This window comes from Variovorax sp. GrIS 2.14, assembly GCF_046115955.1.
Classification (GTDB): Bacteria; Pseudomonadota; Gammaproteobacteria; order Burkholderiales; family Burkholderiaceae_C; genus Variovorax.
In genome coordinates, this window is record NZ_JBJXIA010000017.1 from 72085 (window position 1) to 85898 (window position 13814).

The 13814-nt window shown below is 64.2% G+C and carries 16 protein-coding genes; 12 read left to right on the plus strand and 4 right to left on the minus strand.

Going from position 1 to position 13814, the window contains the following annotated elements; all coding sequences use genetic code 11:
* Positions 1-68: 68 nt before the first annotated feature.
* Positions 69-1361 carry a DEAD/DEAH box helicase gene (locus RCH10_RS22000; protein ID WP_409054047.1) on the minus strand — a complete coding sequence of 431 codons (1293 nt, stop codon included), beginning with the start codon at positions 1359-1361 and terminating at the stop codon, positions 69-71.
* Positions 1362-1411: 50 nt separating this feature from the next.
* Between RCH10_RS22000 and RCH10_RS22005 the strand changes: the two genes are divergently transcribed.
* The 3 genes from RCH10_RS22005 to RCH10_RS22015 all read left to right on the plus strand — a co-directional run bounded on the left by RCH10_RS22005 (position 1412) and on the right by RCH10_RS22015 (position 2648).
* The gene (locus RCH10_RS22005) at positions 1412-1795 is read left to right on the plus strand and encodes a translation initiation factor Sui1 (protein WP_409054048.1); all 384 of its coding nucleotides are present in this window, start codon (positions 1412-1414) and stop codon (positions 1793-1795) included.
* A 5-nt stretch (positions 1796-1800) separates the two neighbouring features.
* Positions 1801-2037 (plus strand): DUF3820 family protein, encoded by a 237-nt coding sequence (locus tag RCH10_RS22010; protein WP_409054049.1) that lies wholly within the window; start codon positions 1801-1803, stop codon positions 2035-2037.
* Positions 2038-2213: 176 nt separating this feature from the next.
* Entirely contained in the window at positions 2214-2648 is a 435-nt protein-coding gene (locus RCH10_RS22015; RefSeq protein ID WP_409054050.1) for an RNA recognition motif domain-containing protein, read from the plus strand.
* A gap of 115 nt (positions 2649-2763) precedes the next feature.
* On the opposite strand, the gene RCH10_RS22020 is transcribed toward RCH10_RS22015, so the two are convergent.
* From RCH10_RS22020 to RCH10_RS22030, 3 genes are all read right to left on the minus strand, one after another.
* A complete protein-coding gene (locus tag RCH10_RS22020; protein WP_409054051.1) occupies positions 2764-3702 on the minus strand; it encodes an alpha/beta hydrolase in 939 nt (312 codons plus the stop codon).
* 63 nt (positions 3703-3765) lie between these two features.
* Positions 3766-5004 (minus strand): formate-dependent phosphoribosylglycinamide formyltransferase, encoded by a 1239-nt coding sequence (gene purT, locus RCH10_RS22025; protein ID WP_409054052.1) that lies wholly within the window; start codon positions 5002-5004, stop codon positions 3766-3768.
* Positions 5005-5059: 55 nt separating this feature from the next.
* Positions 5060-6367: an RNA-guided endonuclease InsQ/TnpB family protein gene (locus tag RCH10_RS22030; RefSeq protein ID WP_409054053.1), complete on the minus strand. Its 1308-nt coding sequence runs from the start codon at positions 6365-6367 to the stop codon at positions 5060-5062.
* Positions 6368-6555: 188 nt separating this feature from the next.
* Between RCH10_RS22030 and RCH10_RS22035 the strand changes: the two genes are divergently transcribed.
* The 9 genes from RCH10_RS22035 to RCH10_RS22075 form a co-directional block, all read left to right on the plus strand.
* Positions 6556-7404, plus strand: a complete 849-nt coding sequence (locus tag RCH10_RS22035; protein WP_409054054.1) for a 3-hydroxybutyryl-CoA dehydrogenase — start codon at positions 6556-6558, stop codon at positions 7402-7404.
* A 118-nt stretch (positions 7405-7522) separates the two neighbouring features.
* On the plus strand, positions 7523-8338 hold the full coding sequence (locus RCH10_RS22040) for a crotonase/enoyl-CoA hydratase family protein (protein ID WP_323500148.1): 816 nt from the start codon (positions 7523-7525) through the stop codon (positions 8336-8338).
* A gap of 14 nt (positions 8339-8352) precedes the next feature.
* Positions 8353-9684, plus strand: coding sequence for a serine hydrolase domain-containing protein (locus RCH10_RS22045; RefSeq protein ID WP_409054055.1), 1332 nt, complete (start codon positions 8353-8355; stop codon positions 9682-9684).
* Positions 9685-9799: 115 nt separating this feature from the next.
* Positions 9800-10249: a MarR family transcriptional regulator gene (locus RCH10_RS22050; RefSeq protein WP_323500150.1), complete on the plus strand. Its 450-nt coding sequence runs from the start codon at positions 9800-9802 to the stop codon at positions 10247-10249.
* A gap of 59 nt (positions 10250-10308) precedes the next feature.
* Positions 10309-10734: an organic hydroperoxide resistance protein gene (locus RCH10_RS22055; RefSeq protein WP_409054056.1), complete on the plus strand. Its 426-nt coding sequence runs from the start codon at positions 10309-10311 to the stop codon at positions 10732-10734.
* A 115-nt stretch (positions 10735-10849) separates the two neighbouring features.
* Positions 10850-11947: a DUF2855 family protein gene (locus RCH10_RS22060; RefSeq protein WP_409054057.1), complete on the plus strand. Its 1098-nt coding sequence runs from the start codon at positions 10850-10852 to the stop codon at positions 11945-11947.
* Between the two features lie 90 nt (positions 11948-12037).
* Positions 12038-13096 (plus strand): serine/threonine protein kinase, encoded by a 1059-nt coding sequence (locus RCH10_RS22065; protein ID WP_409054058.1) that lies wholly within the window; start codon positions 12038-12040, stop codon positions 13094-13096.
* 50 nt (positions 13097-13146) lie between these two features.
* Positions 13147-13377, plus strand: coding sequence for a hypothetical protein (locus RCH10_RS22070; RefSeq protein WP_323495004.1), 231 nt, complete (start codon positions 13147-13149; stop codon positions 13375-13377).
* 294 nt (positions 13378-13671) lie between these two features.
* Positions 13672-13814 (plus strand): transposase (locus RCH10_RS22075; protein ID WP_409054063.1); only part of this gene is annotated, 143 nt, incomplete at its 3' end.

Sequence of the window (13814 nt, forward strand, 5' to 3'; positions counted from 1 at the left end):
TGCAAATCAGAAAAGGCATGGGCACTGCGCCCATGCCTTTTTTTTTAGCCGCCTGCCTGGTGTGCCCGTCAGTCTTGCGGTACGTCGACGACGGGAGCGCCCGCTGCCTGCGCTGCCGCGGCGCGCAGCTTGTCCTTCTTGCTCGGCCGCTTGCCCTTGACGCCGCCCGTGCTCGACGTTGGCGCAGCGATGGCCACTGCCTCCAGGACCGCGACCGCTGCTTCGGTCGGCTCGAAGCCCTCGATACGCTCTCGCGGCAAGCTCAAGCCTTGCCGTTTTTCGATCAAGCTGAAATGCGCCGCGCTTTCCGCCGTGACGAAGCTGATCGCGACCCCGGTTTCCCCCGCGCGGCCGGTGCGCCCGATGCGGTGCGTGTAGTCGACCGGTGAGCGCGGCAGGTCGTAATTGATAACGACGGGCAAGTCGGCGATGTCGAGGCCGCGCGCAGCCAGATCGGTGGCGACCACCACGTCCCAGCGGCTGTCCTTGAACTGCGCCAGGATGTCGGCCCGCGTGCCTTGGGCGATGTCACCGTGGAACGGCACGGCGTAGATGTGGTTCTTGTAGAGCTTTTCTGCCACCGTCTGGGCGGCGTGCTGGGTCGCGACGAACACCAGCACGCGCTCCCATTTGCTTTCTTTGATCAGGTGCCGCAGCAACTGGGTGCGGCGGTTGGCGTCGACCTCGATCGCACGCTGCACGATGGCCGGCTCGGTGCCGGGCGCACCTTGCACTTCGACGCGCACTGGGTCGCGAAGCAGGCTGTCGGCCAGGCCCTGGATCGCGGCGGGAAAAGTCGCTGAAAACAGCAGGTTCTGCCGCTCGGCAGGCAGCATCGCCAGAATGCGCCCGAGCTCTTCGGCAAAGCCGAGATCGAACAGGCGGTCGGCTTCGTCGAGCACCAGCGTCTCGACCGACGCCAGCTTCAGCGCGTTGTGCGCCACTAGGTCGAGCAGCCGCCCCGGCGTAGCGACCATGATGTCGGCGCCGCCACGCAAGCCCATCATTTGCGGATTGATCGAGACGCCGCCAAAGGCGATGGCAATGCGCAGCGGCTCGGGCAGATGCTGCGCCAGGCTGCGCATCGCCTCGCCGACCTGCGCCGCGAGCTCCCGCGTGGGCACAAGTACAAGCGCACGGACACGGCGCGGCGTGTGATGCTGCCCGGCTGCCAGGCGTTGCAGCATCGGCAAGGAAAATGCGGCCGTCTTGCCCGAGCCGGTTTGGGCCGAACCGAGCACGTCGCGGCCCTGCAGAATCGGCGGGATCGCAGCCGACTGAATCGGGGTCGGCGTGGCGTAGCCCAACTCGGTCGCGGCGCGCAAGAGGGCGGGAATCAAGCCCAGTGAAGAAAATGGCATGAGGTCAGCGTGCTGATAAAAATATAAACGTCACAAATAAAATCGTCGAAATGATCAAGCGCACCGTCACGCCCGGAGCATCCTCCAGCCGGCTGGTCTATTCCACCGACGCTGGGCGCATCTGCCCCGATTGCCGTCAGCCCGTCGCTTCGTGCGTGTGCGGCGGCCAAGTCACGGCGCCTGCGTCGCCCACCGACGGCATTGTGCGTCTATCGCACGAGACCAAGGGCCGCAAAGGCAAGGGGGTGACGCTGATCAAAGGCCTTGGGCTCGATGCCGATGCGATGGCATTGCTGGCAAAACAACTCAAGGCATCCTGCGGCTCCGGCGGTACGGTGAAGGACGGCGTCATCGAAATCCAGGGCGATCATCGCGATGTCGTGACCACGGCGCTGGTGAAGCAGGGCCGCAGCGTGAAACGCAGCGGCGGCTGAAGCACATGAAGCCCGAAGACCTGGAACGCCTCGTCACCCTGGAAATGCCATTTGGCAAACATAAAGGCAGACTGATCTCCGATTTGCCCGGCAACTACCTCACATGGTTCGCTCGCGAGGGTTTTCCCTCGGGAGAAATTGGCCGCCTGCTCGCGCTGATGCATGAAATCGACCACAACGGGCTTTCGGACCTGCTCAAACCGTTGCGAAATCGCTCGGCGCCACGCCGGATCGATCAATAAAACACGATTTCGTACCCAAACTGCAAATCAGGCGGATAATAGCTGGACGTGTCAGCAATTTATCTTTGTGAGCACGTGATCCGGTGATCGGTCAGTTTCGCGCCACAGCGCATTTGTTTGTTGTGATTCTGGGACTCCATCGCTTTGTTTTGTTGGTCTGAATTAGGAGTCCCTCCATGGGCAAGAAACTTTACGTAGGCAATCTGTCCTATAACATCCGTGACAACGACCTCGAGCAGGCCTTCGGCCAGTACGGTTCGGTCGCATCTGCCAAGGTCATGATGGAACGTGACACCGGCCGCTCAAAGGGCTTCGGCTTTGTCGAAATGGGTACCGACGCTGAAGCGTTGGCAGCCATCGATGGCATGAACGGCCATTCGCTCGACGGTCGCGCCCTGACCGTGAACGAAGCCCGTCCGATGGAACCCCGCCCAGCTGGCGGCGGTTTCGGTGGTGGTGGCGGCCGTAGCGGCGGCGGCGGTGGATACGGCGGCGGCGGCGCCGGTGGTGGCGGTGGCGGCTACGGTGGTGGCGGCGGCGGCGGTGGCCGCAGCGGTGGCGGTGGCGGCTACGGTGGTGGCGGCGGCGGCGGAAGCCGCGGCGGTTACTAAGCTCTAGCAGCTCGGTTGCTCACGCAATAGATAAAAAGGCTCCCTCGGGAGCCTTTTTTGCGTCTGGCGCGATGTGGGCCAGCGCGCCGGGCCTGTCCGCGGTTAGCCCGCGCGGTTAACCCAATACGCGCCGAAGTTCGGCCGCACACAAAGCCACCGCCGTGTTCGCCTCGTCGAGCACGCGGCCCATCGTGATGAAGCCGTGAATCTGCCGCTCGAAGCAGACGCAGGTCGCTCGGTTGCCGGCCTCGGTCAGTGCGCGGGCGTAGTCCAGGCCTTCATCCCGCAATGGGTCGTAGCCAACCGTGATCACCAGTGCCGGCGGCAATCCCGCCAGATCGGTGTGCAGCAAAGGCGACGCGCGCCAATCAAGATCGTGCGCGGGGTCAGCGATGTAGTGGTCGTGAAAGTAAGCGAGCGTGTCGCGTGTCAGCACATAGCCGTCTCCGTTGGTCGTGTGCGAAGGATGCCCACGGCGCATGTCGGTGGCCGGGTAGATCAGTAACTGGAACGCGATCGGCAGATCGCCGGCATCACGGGCCGCCAGCGCGACCACAGCGGCCAGATTGCCGCCTGCACTGTCGCCGCCCACTGCGAGTCGGCCGGGATCGAGCCTCAACGCACCAGCCTGCTCGCGCACCCAGCGGGTGGCAGCCAGTACATCGTCGACTGCAGCCGGAAAGCGATGCTCCGGCCCCATGCGGTAGTCGACAGCGACGACCGCACAACCGGCGGCGTTTGCCAGCTCGCGGCACAGCGTGTCGTGCGTGTCGAGGTCGCCAATGACCCAGCCCCCGCCGTGGTAATAAACCAGCACCGGCAACACCGTTGTGGCGTCAGAACCCAGCGGCCGATACAGGCGAAGCGGGATGTCGCCCTGTGGCGTAGTGGCCGTCAGCTCGCGCACTGCCGCGACTTGCGGCGGTTCAGGCTGCGTGAAGGTGCGCCGCTCACGGTAGAAAGCGCGCGCCTCGGCGGGTGAGAGCGTATGGGTCGGTGGCACGCCACGCTCGGCCATAAGGTCCATCAGTGCGCGGGCTTGGGGGTGCAACATTCGAATGTCTCCGGTTGGTTTTTTAATCGCTATTTGAATCGGCTCTTCGAATTGGCCTCTGCCTCAGGCCTTGCGCGGCTTGACCCGCGAAGCCGCATCTTTCGCCCGCGACCGCGCCGTGTCCACATCGGCCGCATGCACCAGCGCCACGCCCATGCGCCGCTTGACGAAGCTCTCGGGCTTGCCGAAGAGACGGATGTCCGACCCCGGCACTTGCAGCGCATCGGCAATGCCGTCGAACACGATGCCGGTGGCGTCGACACCGCCGTAGATCACCGCGCTGGCGCCCGCGCTTTTCAGCGTGGTGTCGACCGGCAATCCGAGGATGGCGCGTGCGTGCAGCTCGAACTCGTTTTGCCACTGCGTCGCCATCGTCACCATGCCGGTGTCGTGCGGTCGCGGGCTCACTTCGCTGAACCAGACCTCGTCGCCCTTGACGAACAGCTCGACGCCGAACAGGCCCTGACCGCCGAGGTCGGACGTCACGGCTTCGGCGATCTGCTGCGCCTTCAGCAAGGCCGCAGGAGCCATCGGGTGCGGCTGCCAGCTTTCGACGTAATCGCCGCTCACCTGCACATGGCCGATCGGTTCACAGAACTTCGTCTCGACGGCGCCTGCTGCGCCGCGTGCCCGCACCGTCAGCAGCGTGATCTCGTAGTCGAAGTCGATGAAGCCTTCGACGATCACCCGCCCGTGACTGACACGGCCGCCGGCCATGGCGTAGTCCCGCGCTTTTTGCACGTCGGCCGGCCCGTCGATCTTGCTCTGGCCCTTGCCAGAACTGCTCATGACCGGCTTGACGATGCAGGGGTAGCCGATGCCCTTTTCGCCCTTGTCTTTGTCTTTGTCTTTGTCGTGACCATCGATGGCAGCCTGCAACTCGACGAGCGAATCGCAAAACTTGTACGGGCTGGTCGGCACGCCGAGCGTTTCCGCAGCGAGGCGACGAATGCCTTCGCGGTCCATCGTGAGCCGAGCCGCGCGCGCGGTAGGAATGACGCGTACCACACCAGCGTCTTCGAGCTCCTGCAGCATGTGCGTGGCGATCGCCTCGATCTCGGGCACGACGAGGTCGGGCTTCTCGGCCTCGATCAGCGCCTTGAGCGCCGCGGGGTCGCTCATCGTGATGGTGCGCGCGTGGTGCGCGACTTGCTGGCCCGGTGCGTCGGCATAGCGATCGACCGCGATGGTCTCGACGCCGAGGCGCTGCAAGGCGATCAGCACCTCCTTGCCGAGCTCGCCGGAGCCGAGCAGCATGACGCGGGTTGCAAAAGGAGAAAGAGGCGTGCCGATGATGGTCATGCGACAACTTTAATTGACATCCTCCCCGCCCTGAAGGGCGGGGATTCCTACTGCGTCATGCATGCTCAGCCTGCTGAGCGGGCACGATCGCCTCGGTGAGTTCCTGCTTCACGGGGGCGGGTCTAGCCTTGCGCTTACGCACAAGGCCAGAGCCGTCCCCTCCACAGGCATCGGACATCGCTGTCCAGACCGCGTGTCCCGCGGCCAGAATGTTTTTTGCGGCATTGGTGTCCGCATGTTCTGCATGGCCGCAGACCAGGCAGACGAAGAACGCTTGCGTCTTTCTGTTGAGCTTGTCCACGTGCCCGCAACAGCTACACGTCTGGGAGGTGTAGGCGGGGCTGACCTTCACCAGCGCACCGCCGTTGCTCTCCAGCTTGTACGCGAGCTGCCGGGCGAACTCAGACCAGCCCTGGTCGAGGATGGCTTTGTTGAGCCCTGCCTTCTGGCGCACTTTCGCGCCGGGCTGCTCGACCGTCCCCCTGGCGCTGGCGCTCATGTCCGCGACGCGCAGGTCTTCGATCGCGATCACCGCATGTTCTTTGGCCAAGCCCGTGGTGAGCTTGTGCAGCCAGTCGCTGCGCTGGTTGGCGATCTTCTTGTGAAGGGCGCGTAGCTTGATCACCGCCTTCTCGCGATTGCATGAGCCTTTCACTTTCCGGCTCACGCTGCGCTGGTACCGGCGCAGCCGGACGGCCTGGGCCTTCAACGCATTGAGCGGCTCGACCATGCGTCCACTGCTGTCCGCCGCAAAGGTGGCTATGCCGACATCAATGCCGAGCGATGGGGACAGGCCGCCGGCCGGCAGTACGCCGGCGTGGCGGGTCTGGATCGCAACGGTCCACTTGCCTGCGTCGCGGCGTACGGTCGCGTTCCTGATCTCACCGGCCACCGCCTGGCTTTGGCGAAGCCGCACCCAGCCTAATTTGGGAAGCTTGAGGCGCCCGTTGGCTTGGTCGAGCAGCGGGGCCACGGGAAAGCGAAGCCCCGGATCGTCCCCGTATTTTTTAAAGCGGGGGTAGCCCAGCTTCCTGCGGGCTTTAACGGGGGCGAAGTAGCGCTGGAACGCGGCGTCCAGTCTTTTAAGCACCTGCTGCTGCGCGTGCACAGGCGACTGGGCAAGCCACACGGTCTCAGGCGCTGTGCGCCACGCAGTGAGCCACAGGGCCATGGCGTTGTAATTTGCGTGCGGCTCCTTACGCACATCCCTTGCCTGATGCTCGGCCAGCGCGTGATTCCAGACCCAGCGGGCCTGCCCGCTGAACCGACGCAGCAACGCCTCCTGCGCGGAGGTCGCACGCAGCACGAACTTCCACGCCCGCATGTGCGGCTCGGGTTGTTCGATGGCGTTCGGGAGGGACATAGCTTTAGCGCGTGGACGTCTTGATCCAAGATACGCGCTTCGCGCCTGATTCGCTAGACCCCGGGCTGAACCCCGGGGTTTGTCGCTCACAACCTGATCACCGCGTGTTTCACAATAAGGTCCATCGGCGCGACCTTCCTGGGCGCTTCCTTCAGACATTTTTTCCCAACACATCGAGGAGTTTTCAAATGGCGATTCAGACCGTCGGCATCATCGGCGCCGGCACCATGGGCAACGGCATCGCGCAGGCCTGCGCTGTGGCCGGCGTGAAAGTCGTCATGGTCGACATCGCGCAAGCCGCGGTCGACAAGGGCATTGCGGCGGTGGCGGGCAGCCTCGACCGGCTCATCAAGAAAGAGAAGCTGACGGCTGCGCAAAAAGACGTCGCGCTCGCGCTCATCAAAGGCTCGACCGATTACGCGGAACTGAAGAGCGCGCAACTGGTAATCGAAGCCGCGACCGAAAACGAGGCGCTCAAGTTCAAGATCCTGAAGCAGGTCGACGAACTGCTCGCGCCCGAGGTGATCATCGCGTCGAACACCTCGTCGATTTCGATCACGCAGCTGGCGGCCGCCACGTCGCGCCCGGAGCGCTTCATCGGCATGCACTTCTTCAACCCGGTGCCGATGATGGCGCTGGTCGAAATCATTCGCGGCTACCTCACCAGCGACGAAACGCACGACGCAGTCAAGGCACTCGCCGTGAGGTTGGGCAAGTCACCGATCACCGTCAAAAACGCACCCGGTTTCGTGGTCAACCGCATCCTGGTGCCGATGATCAACGAAGCTTTTTTCGTGCTGTCAGAAGGACTCGCGAAGGCCGAAGACATCGACGCCGGCATGAAGCTGGGCTGCAACCAGCCGATCGGGCCACTGGCGCTGGCCGACATGATCGGGCTCGACGTGTGCCTGGCGGTGATGGAGGTGTACCTCGCGCAATTCGGCGACTCCAAGTACCGGCCTTGCCCGCTGCTGAAGGAAATGGTCGCTGCGGGACAGCTCGGTAGAAAAACAAAACGCGGCGTGTACACCTACTAACCCCCGAGTCGTCGCGCACTTCGTGTCGCTTCCGCCACCCCCTTGCAAGGGGGCAACACCAGCGGCCCGGCGAAGCCGGTTCCACGGTGTTCACCAATAATTCAAAGAGACAACCGCCATGAACATTGTTGCCACAACGCCGCCCGTAGAAGGCTGCATCGACACGCAGGTCATCGACCATGTCTTGCTGATCGGCATCAACCGGCCGGCCAAGCGCAACGGCTGGACGCCGCCCATGTTTCGGCAACTGGCCGAGGCCTACACGCGGCTCGACGACGACCCTGCCTTGCGCGTCGGCGTGCTGCACGCCTTCGGCGATCACTTCACCGCCGGGCTCGATCTGCCGCTCATCACCGAGTACATGAAGCGCGGCGAGAAGGCGGTGCCGGAAGGCCTGGTCGAGCCGCACGACTTCGGCCTGCCGGGCTACCGGCGGCGTACCAAGCCGATGGTGGTGGCGGTCAAGGGCATTTGCTTCACGGTGGGCATCGAGCTGATGCTCGGCGCCGACATCGTGGTCGCGGCCGATAACTGCCGCTTCTCACAGCTCGAAGTGCAGCGCGGGATCATGGCGACCGGCGGCGCCACGCTGCGGATGGCCGAGCGGGCGGGCCTGGGCAACGCGATGCTGCATCTGCTCACCGCCGACGAGTTCGGCAGTGCCGAAGCCTATCGACTCAACTTCGTGCAGAAGGTCGTGCCAGCAGGCCAGGAGCTCGACGAAGCCCTGGTGATTGCGCAACGCATTGCAGCGCAGGCACCGCTCGCCGTTGTCGCCACGCGTCTCAACATTCTGAAAGCGGTCGAAGAAGGCCCGGCGGCTGCGGTCGCCGAATTCATCGAGACGCAGAAGAGGCTGTCGAATAGCGAAGACGCCGCGGAAGGCGTGCGCTCGTTTGTCGAGCGGCGGCCGTCGCGGTTCAGCGGACGCTGAAACGGAGACGCTTCATGTTCATTCCTCGTCGCTCCGGGCTCGCCGCCCTCACGCTCGCTGCCCTGTCCGGACTTTTCATCGTGATTGAAGCCACCGCCCAACCTGCGCCAGCACTGCTCCCCGATCCGGCGGCCACGTCGGTCGGCGCGCTCGGCTGGATGCAGGGATTTCCGCCCGCGCCCGACAAGCTCATCACCTTCGACGACCCGAGAGGGGGTGCTTTTCCGCGCAACCGCTGGAGCTTTTCGCATGTGCGCGAGTCGGTGCCGACTGCCAACGTCTGGCGCGGCAGCGGTGCGCCCAGCCCGTTGCCCGCAGCGCCACGCGACCTCGACGGCATCGCCTTCACCGCGCTGGGTGGCGAGCCGATGACCTTCGGCCAGATGCTGCCGCGCACCTACACCGACGGCATCCTTGTGCTGCACAAAGGCGACGTCGTCTACGAAAAGTATTTCGGTGCGCTCACGCCCGAGCGGCCGCACCTGGCGATGTCGGTGACCAAGTCGTTCGTCGGCACGCTGGCCGCCATCCTGGTGGCAGAAGGCAAGCTCGATCCGGCTGCGCCGGTGACGAAGTATTTGCCGGAAATGAAAGACACGGCGTACGGCGACGCGACCGTGCGCCAGGTGATGGACATGACCGTCGGCGTAAAGTACTCGGAGAACTACGCCGACCCGAAAGCCGAGGTTTTCGACTACGCACGTGCCGGCGGCATGATGGTTCAGGGCCCCGGCTACGCCGGCCCCAGGAGCTTCTACGACTTCCTGAAAACTCTGCAAAAAGAAGGCCTGCACGACGAAGGCTTCGCCTACAAGACGGTGAACGCCGAAGTGCTCGCGTGGGTATTGCGGCGCGCTTCCGGCCAGTCGCTGGCCGACCTTCTCTCCGAGAAGATCTGGCGCCGCATCGGGGCCGAGCAAGACGCCTACTTCATGGTCGACCGCATCGGCACCGAGTCGGGCGGCGGCGGCCTGAACACCACGCTGCGCGATCTGGCGCGCTTCGGCGAAACCATGCGCAACGGCGGTCGCGCCAACGGCCAGCAAGTCATTCCGCAGTCGGCCATCGCCGAGATTACGGGCGGTGGTGACAAGGCGAAGTTTGCAAAGGCTGGCTACGCCTTGCTGCCGGGCTGGTCGTACCGCGACATGTGGTGGTCGACGAACAACGACCACGGCGCCTACATGGCGCGCGGCATCCACGGCCAGAGCATCTACGTCGACCCGAAGGCCGAGATGGTGATCGTGCGCTACGCAGCGCACCCCATCGCTGCCAACGCGGGCAACGACCCTCTGACGCTGCCAGCGTTCCATGCTGTCGCCAACGCGTTGATGACCACCCGATAAGCAGTCTTTTCAGGCGCTGCGGGCGCTTCGAAAATTCAGCCGGTTTCAAATTCTTTCAATTAACGATGTCGCAACTAGATTGCACACAATTTAGTTGTTCGATATAGTTTGATTCATGCGCTCCAAACCTGCCACCGTCGACATGCAACATCTGGACAACCAGCTGTGCTTCGCGGTGTATTCGGCGTCGCTGGCGATGACGAGGCTCTACAAGCCCCTGCTTGAAAAGCTCACCCTCACCTACCCGCAATACATCGTCATGCTCGCCCTGTGGGAGCAGGACGGCGTCATGGTGTCGGCGCTGGGCGAGCGTGTGTCGCTCGACTCCGGCACGCTGACGCCGCTGCTCAAACGGCTCGAAGCCAGCGGCTATGTGGCGCGTGTGCGCGACGTGGCCGACGAGCGCCGCGTGCGCGTCACCCTCACTGCCTCCGGTCGCAAGCTCAAGGCACGCGCCGCCGCGGTGCCGGGCTGCCTGATGGCCGCGACGCAGTGCTCTGTGTCCGAACTGGTCGCGCTCACGCAGCAGCTGCAAACGCTGCGCGACCGCATCAAGGCCGCTTGAAATTTCTTTGTTCTCCCCTCACCCCTTTCTCTACCCCAACCTCAACCCAAGGAAATCACATGACCACCAAACTCGACAAAGTGCTCTATACGGCTGAAGCCCACACGGTCGGCGGCCGCGACGGCTCTGGCAAATCCAGCGACGGCGCAGTCGACGTCAAGCTCAGCTCGCCTGGTTCGGGCAAGCCCGGCACCAACCCCGAGCAGCTGTTCGCGGTCGGTTACGCCGCCTGCTTCATCGGCGCCATGAAGGCCGTCGGCCCGAAGATCAGCGTCAAGGTGCCGGACGATGTGTCGATCGACTCCAGCGTCGCCCTCGGCCCCACGAACGGCGGCGCTGCCTACGGCGTGTCGGTCAAGCTCGCTATCACCCTGCCGGGCCTGGACGATGCACAGAAGAAACTGCTGGTCGAAACGGCCCACCAGGTTTGCCCGTACTCGAACGCGACGCGCGGCAACATCGACGTCGAACTCGTGATCGCCTGATCGACAGACAGATCGGGTCGCCCGACCCGATCGACCGAGCCCCGGCACGTCGCCCACGCGACGACCCGGGGCTTTTTTTCGTGCACGCATTACGACCCTGCGCTATGGTTTGCCGATGAGCACCACCGACCTCCTGATCCGCAAAGACGCCCTGGGCACGACACGCCTGCGCAATTCCAGCGATGCACCACTGGCCGATGGCCAGGTCCGCGTGCGCATCGACACCTTCGCGCTGACGTCCAACAACATCACCTACGGCGCCTTCGGTGACGCGATGAGCTATTGGCAGTTCTTCCCGAGCGGCGAAGAAGGCTGGGGCCGCATTCCGGTCTGGGGCTTTGGCAGTGTCGCGCAGTCGATGCAACCGGGCGTCGCGGTCGGCGAGCGCGTTTACGGCTACTTTCCGATGGCCGGCCAAGTGGTGTTGCAACCCGACCGGCTCAGGCCCGATGGCTTCACCGACGCAGCCCCGCATCGGAGCGAATTGCATGCCGTCTACAACCGCTACATGCGATGCGGCGCCGACCCGCTCTACACAGCAGGTACCGAAGACATCCAGGCGCTGCTGCGGCCGCTCTTCATCACCTCGTGGCTGATCGACGACTTCCTTGCGGACAACGACTTCTTCGGTGCTGACACGGTGTTGCTGTCGAGTGCATCGAGCAAGACCGCCTACGGCACGGCTTTTCAGCTGGCACAGCGGCCCGGCATCGAAGTGATCGGCCTGACCTCGCCCGGCAACAAGCTGTTCTGCGAGAGTCTGGGCTGCTACAGCCGCGTGGTCGGTTACGACGAGCTGGAGCTGATTCCGGCCGATGCCTCGTGCGTGTATGTCGACTTCGCAGGCAACGCGGCGTTAAGGCTGGCGGTCCACACACGCTTCGTCAACCTGCGCTTCAGCAGCTCGATAGGGGGCACGCACGTCGAGCACCTGGGGGGCGCAAAGAACTTGCCCGGACCTCGCGCCACCCTGTTCTTCGCACCGGCCCAAATCAAGAAGCGCACCGACGAATGGGGCGCCGGGGTGATGGGCGAGAAGTTGCTGACGGCGTGGAAGTCTTTCACCGCGCAGGTGACCGACCCGGCCGCGCCGTGGCTGGTGCCCGACCAGCATCACGGGCCGGAAGCCGTGCAAGCCGCTTACGCCGAAGTGCTGGGCGGCCGCAGCCATCCACGCATGGGGCACATGCTGTCGTTCCATAAGGCGCTGTAGGTTCGCCGCCCGGCCCCGGGGCTGCATTGGCCCTGCGAGCGACCCTGATGCTGCCGGCCTCTGCTGGCGCCGCGAGGACGACAATGCCTCATGCAACCTCACTCGCCAGCAGGCGCCGACGCCGGCCCTTCAGAGCCCTCGCTCCATCCCTACGAGACGCTTACACCGGACGTGGTGCTCGATGCGCTCGCCACGCTCGACCTGCACGGCGACGGCCGACTGCAGGCCCTCAGCTCCTATGAAAACCGGGTCTACCAGATCCACCTCGAAGACCGCAGCGCCGTGGTCGCCAAGTTCTATCGGCCCGGCCGCTGGAGCGAAGTGCAGATCCTCGAAGAGCACGCCTTTTCGGCGGAACTCACCGCGGCCGAAGTGCCGGCCGTGGCCCCGCTGGAACTGAATGGCGCCACGCTGCACCACCACGCCGGCTTCGCTTTCAGCGTGAGCCCATACCGCGGTGGACGCCCTCCCGAGTTGGACGATTTCGAGGTGCTCGAATGGATCGGCCGCTTTCTCGCGCGCATTCACACGGTCGGCGCAAAGCGGCCTTTCGAGTCGCGCCCGGCGCTCGACCTGCAGAGCTTCGGCACGGCGTCGCGCGACTGGTTGCTGGGCAACCAGAAAATTCCGCTCGACGTACAGCGCCTGTGGGAAACGACGTGCAACGAGGCGCTCGACATGATCGCAAAGACCGCGCTCGCGACGGATGCGCAAGGCCGCTTCGGCAGCGAGTTCAAGAGCCTGCGGCTGCATGGCGATTGCCACCCCGGCAACATCCTGTGGACCCCGACCGATCGCCCCGGCGGCGGCCCGCACTTCGTCGACCTGGACGACGCTCGGACCGGCTTCGCGGTGCAGGATTTGTGGATGCTGCTGTCGGGCGACCGGGCGCAGCGCACCGGCCAGTTGAGCGGCCTGCTCGAAGGCTATGAGCAATTCCGCTCGTTCGACCGGCGCGAGCTGGCGCTGATCGAACCGCTTCGCACGCTGCGACTGATCCACTACAGCGCCTGGCTCGCACGGCGCTGGGAAGACCCGATCTTCCCGATCAACTTTCCGTGGTTCGGCTCGAGCGACTACTGGAAAGGCCAGGTGCTCATGCTGCAGGAGCAGTGCGAGCAGATGGGCGAGGAGCCGCTGTACGCCTGACGTGCGGGTAGCGCGCGGTAGCCCTCACAGTAAGCGCCGAGGTAAGCGCCATGTCCGGCAATGTTGATCGCGAATGCCCGACGTTCCCGGCCGACTTCGACAAGGCAATTCAGGATAGGTCCAATCGGAAGTGGGCGGAGAACTGGCACGAAGTCACTGGCAAGACGGATTTGAACGTGTGCAGCACCCGGGCGCTCATTGGTGTGGCTGGCCTCAACTATCTTGGCCACCGCATTACCGCATCAAAAATGCTACTCGCGCTGACCTGTTGCCATACGTAATTTGCTACCCGTTGTGTTTTCCAGCGGAAGCGCAACGTGAAAAGGCAAGTCAGCATGACAACACGCAAGGAGTTGGTCGAGGCGCTGCGGGAGCGGTATCGCAGCGCAGCGTTAGGCGACCGGATCAAGGTCCTCTATGAATTCGTGGCACTGACCGGTGACCGGTTATGACCGCAGGCATGCGATTCGGGTACTACGCGGGGAAGAGAGCTGGCCCCGGAAATCTGAACAACCCGATAAGTGTGGAAACTGCTCCTGCTGGCGAGGACCTCGCCTGTGAAGACTGGAGCAAAGATGAGCAGAAGACCCCGCCGCACGCACTCAGCGGCATTCAAAGCCAAGGTGGCGCTGGCGGCCGTTCGAGGCGACAAGACGCTGGCCGAACTGGCGCAGCAGCATGACGTTCACCCCAACCAGATCACCGACTGGAATAACCA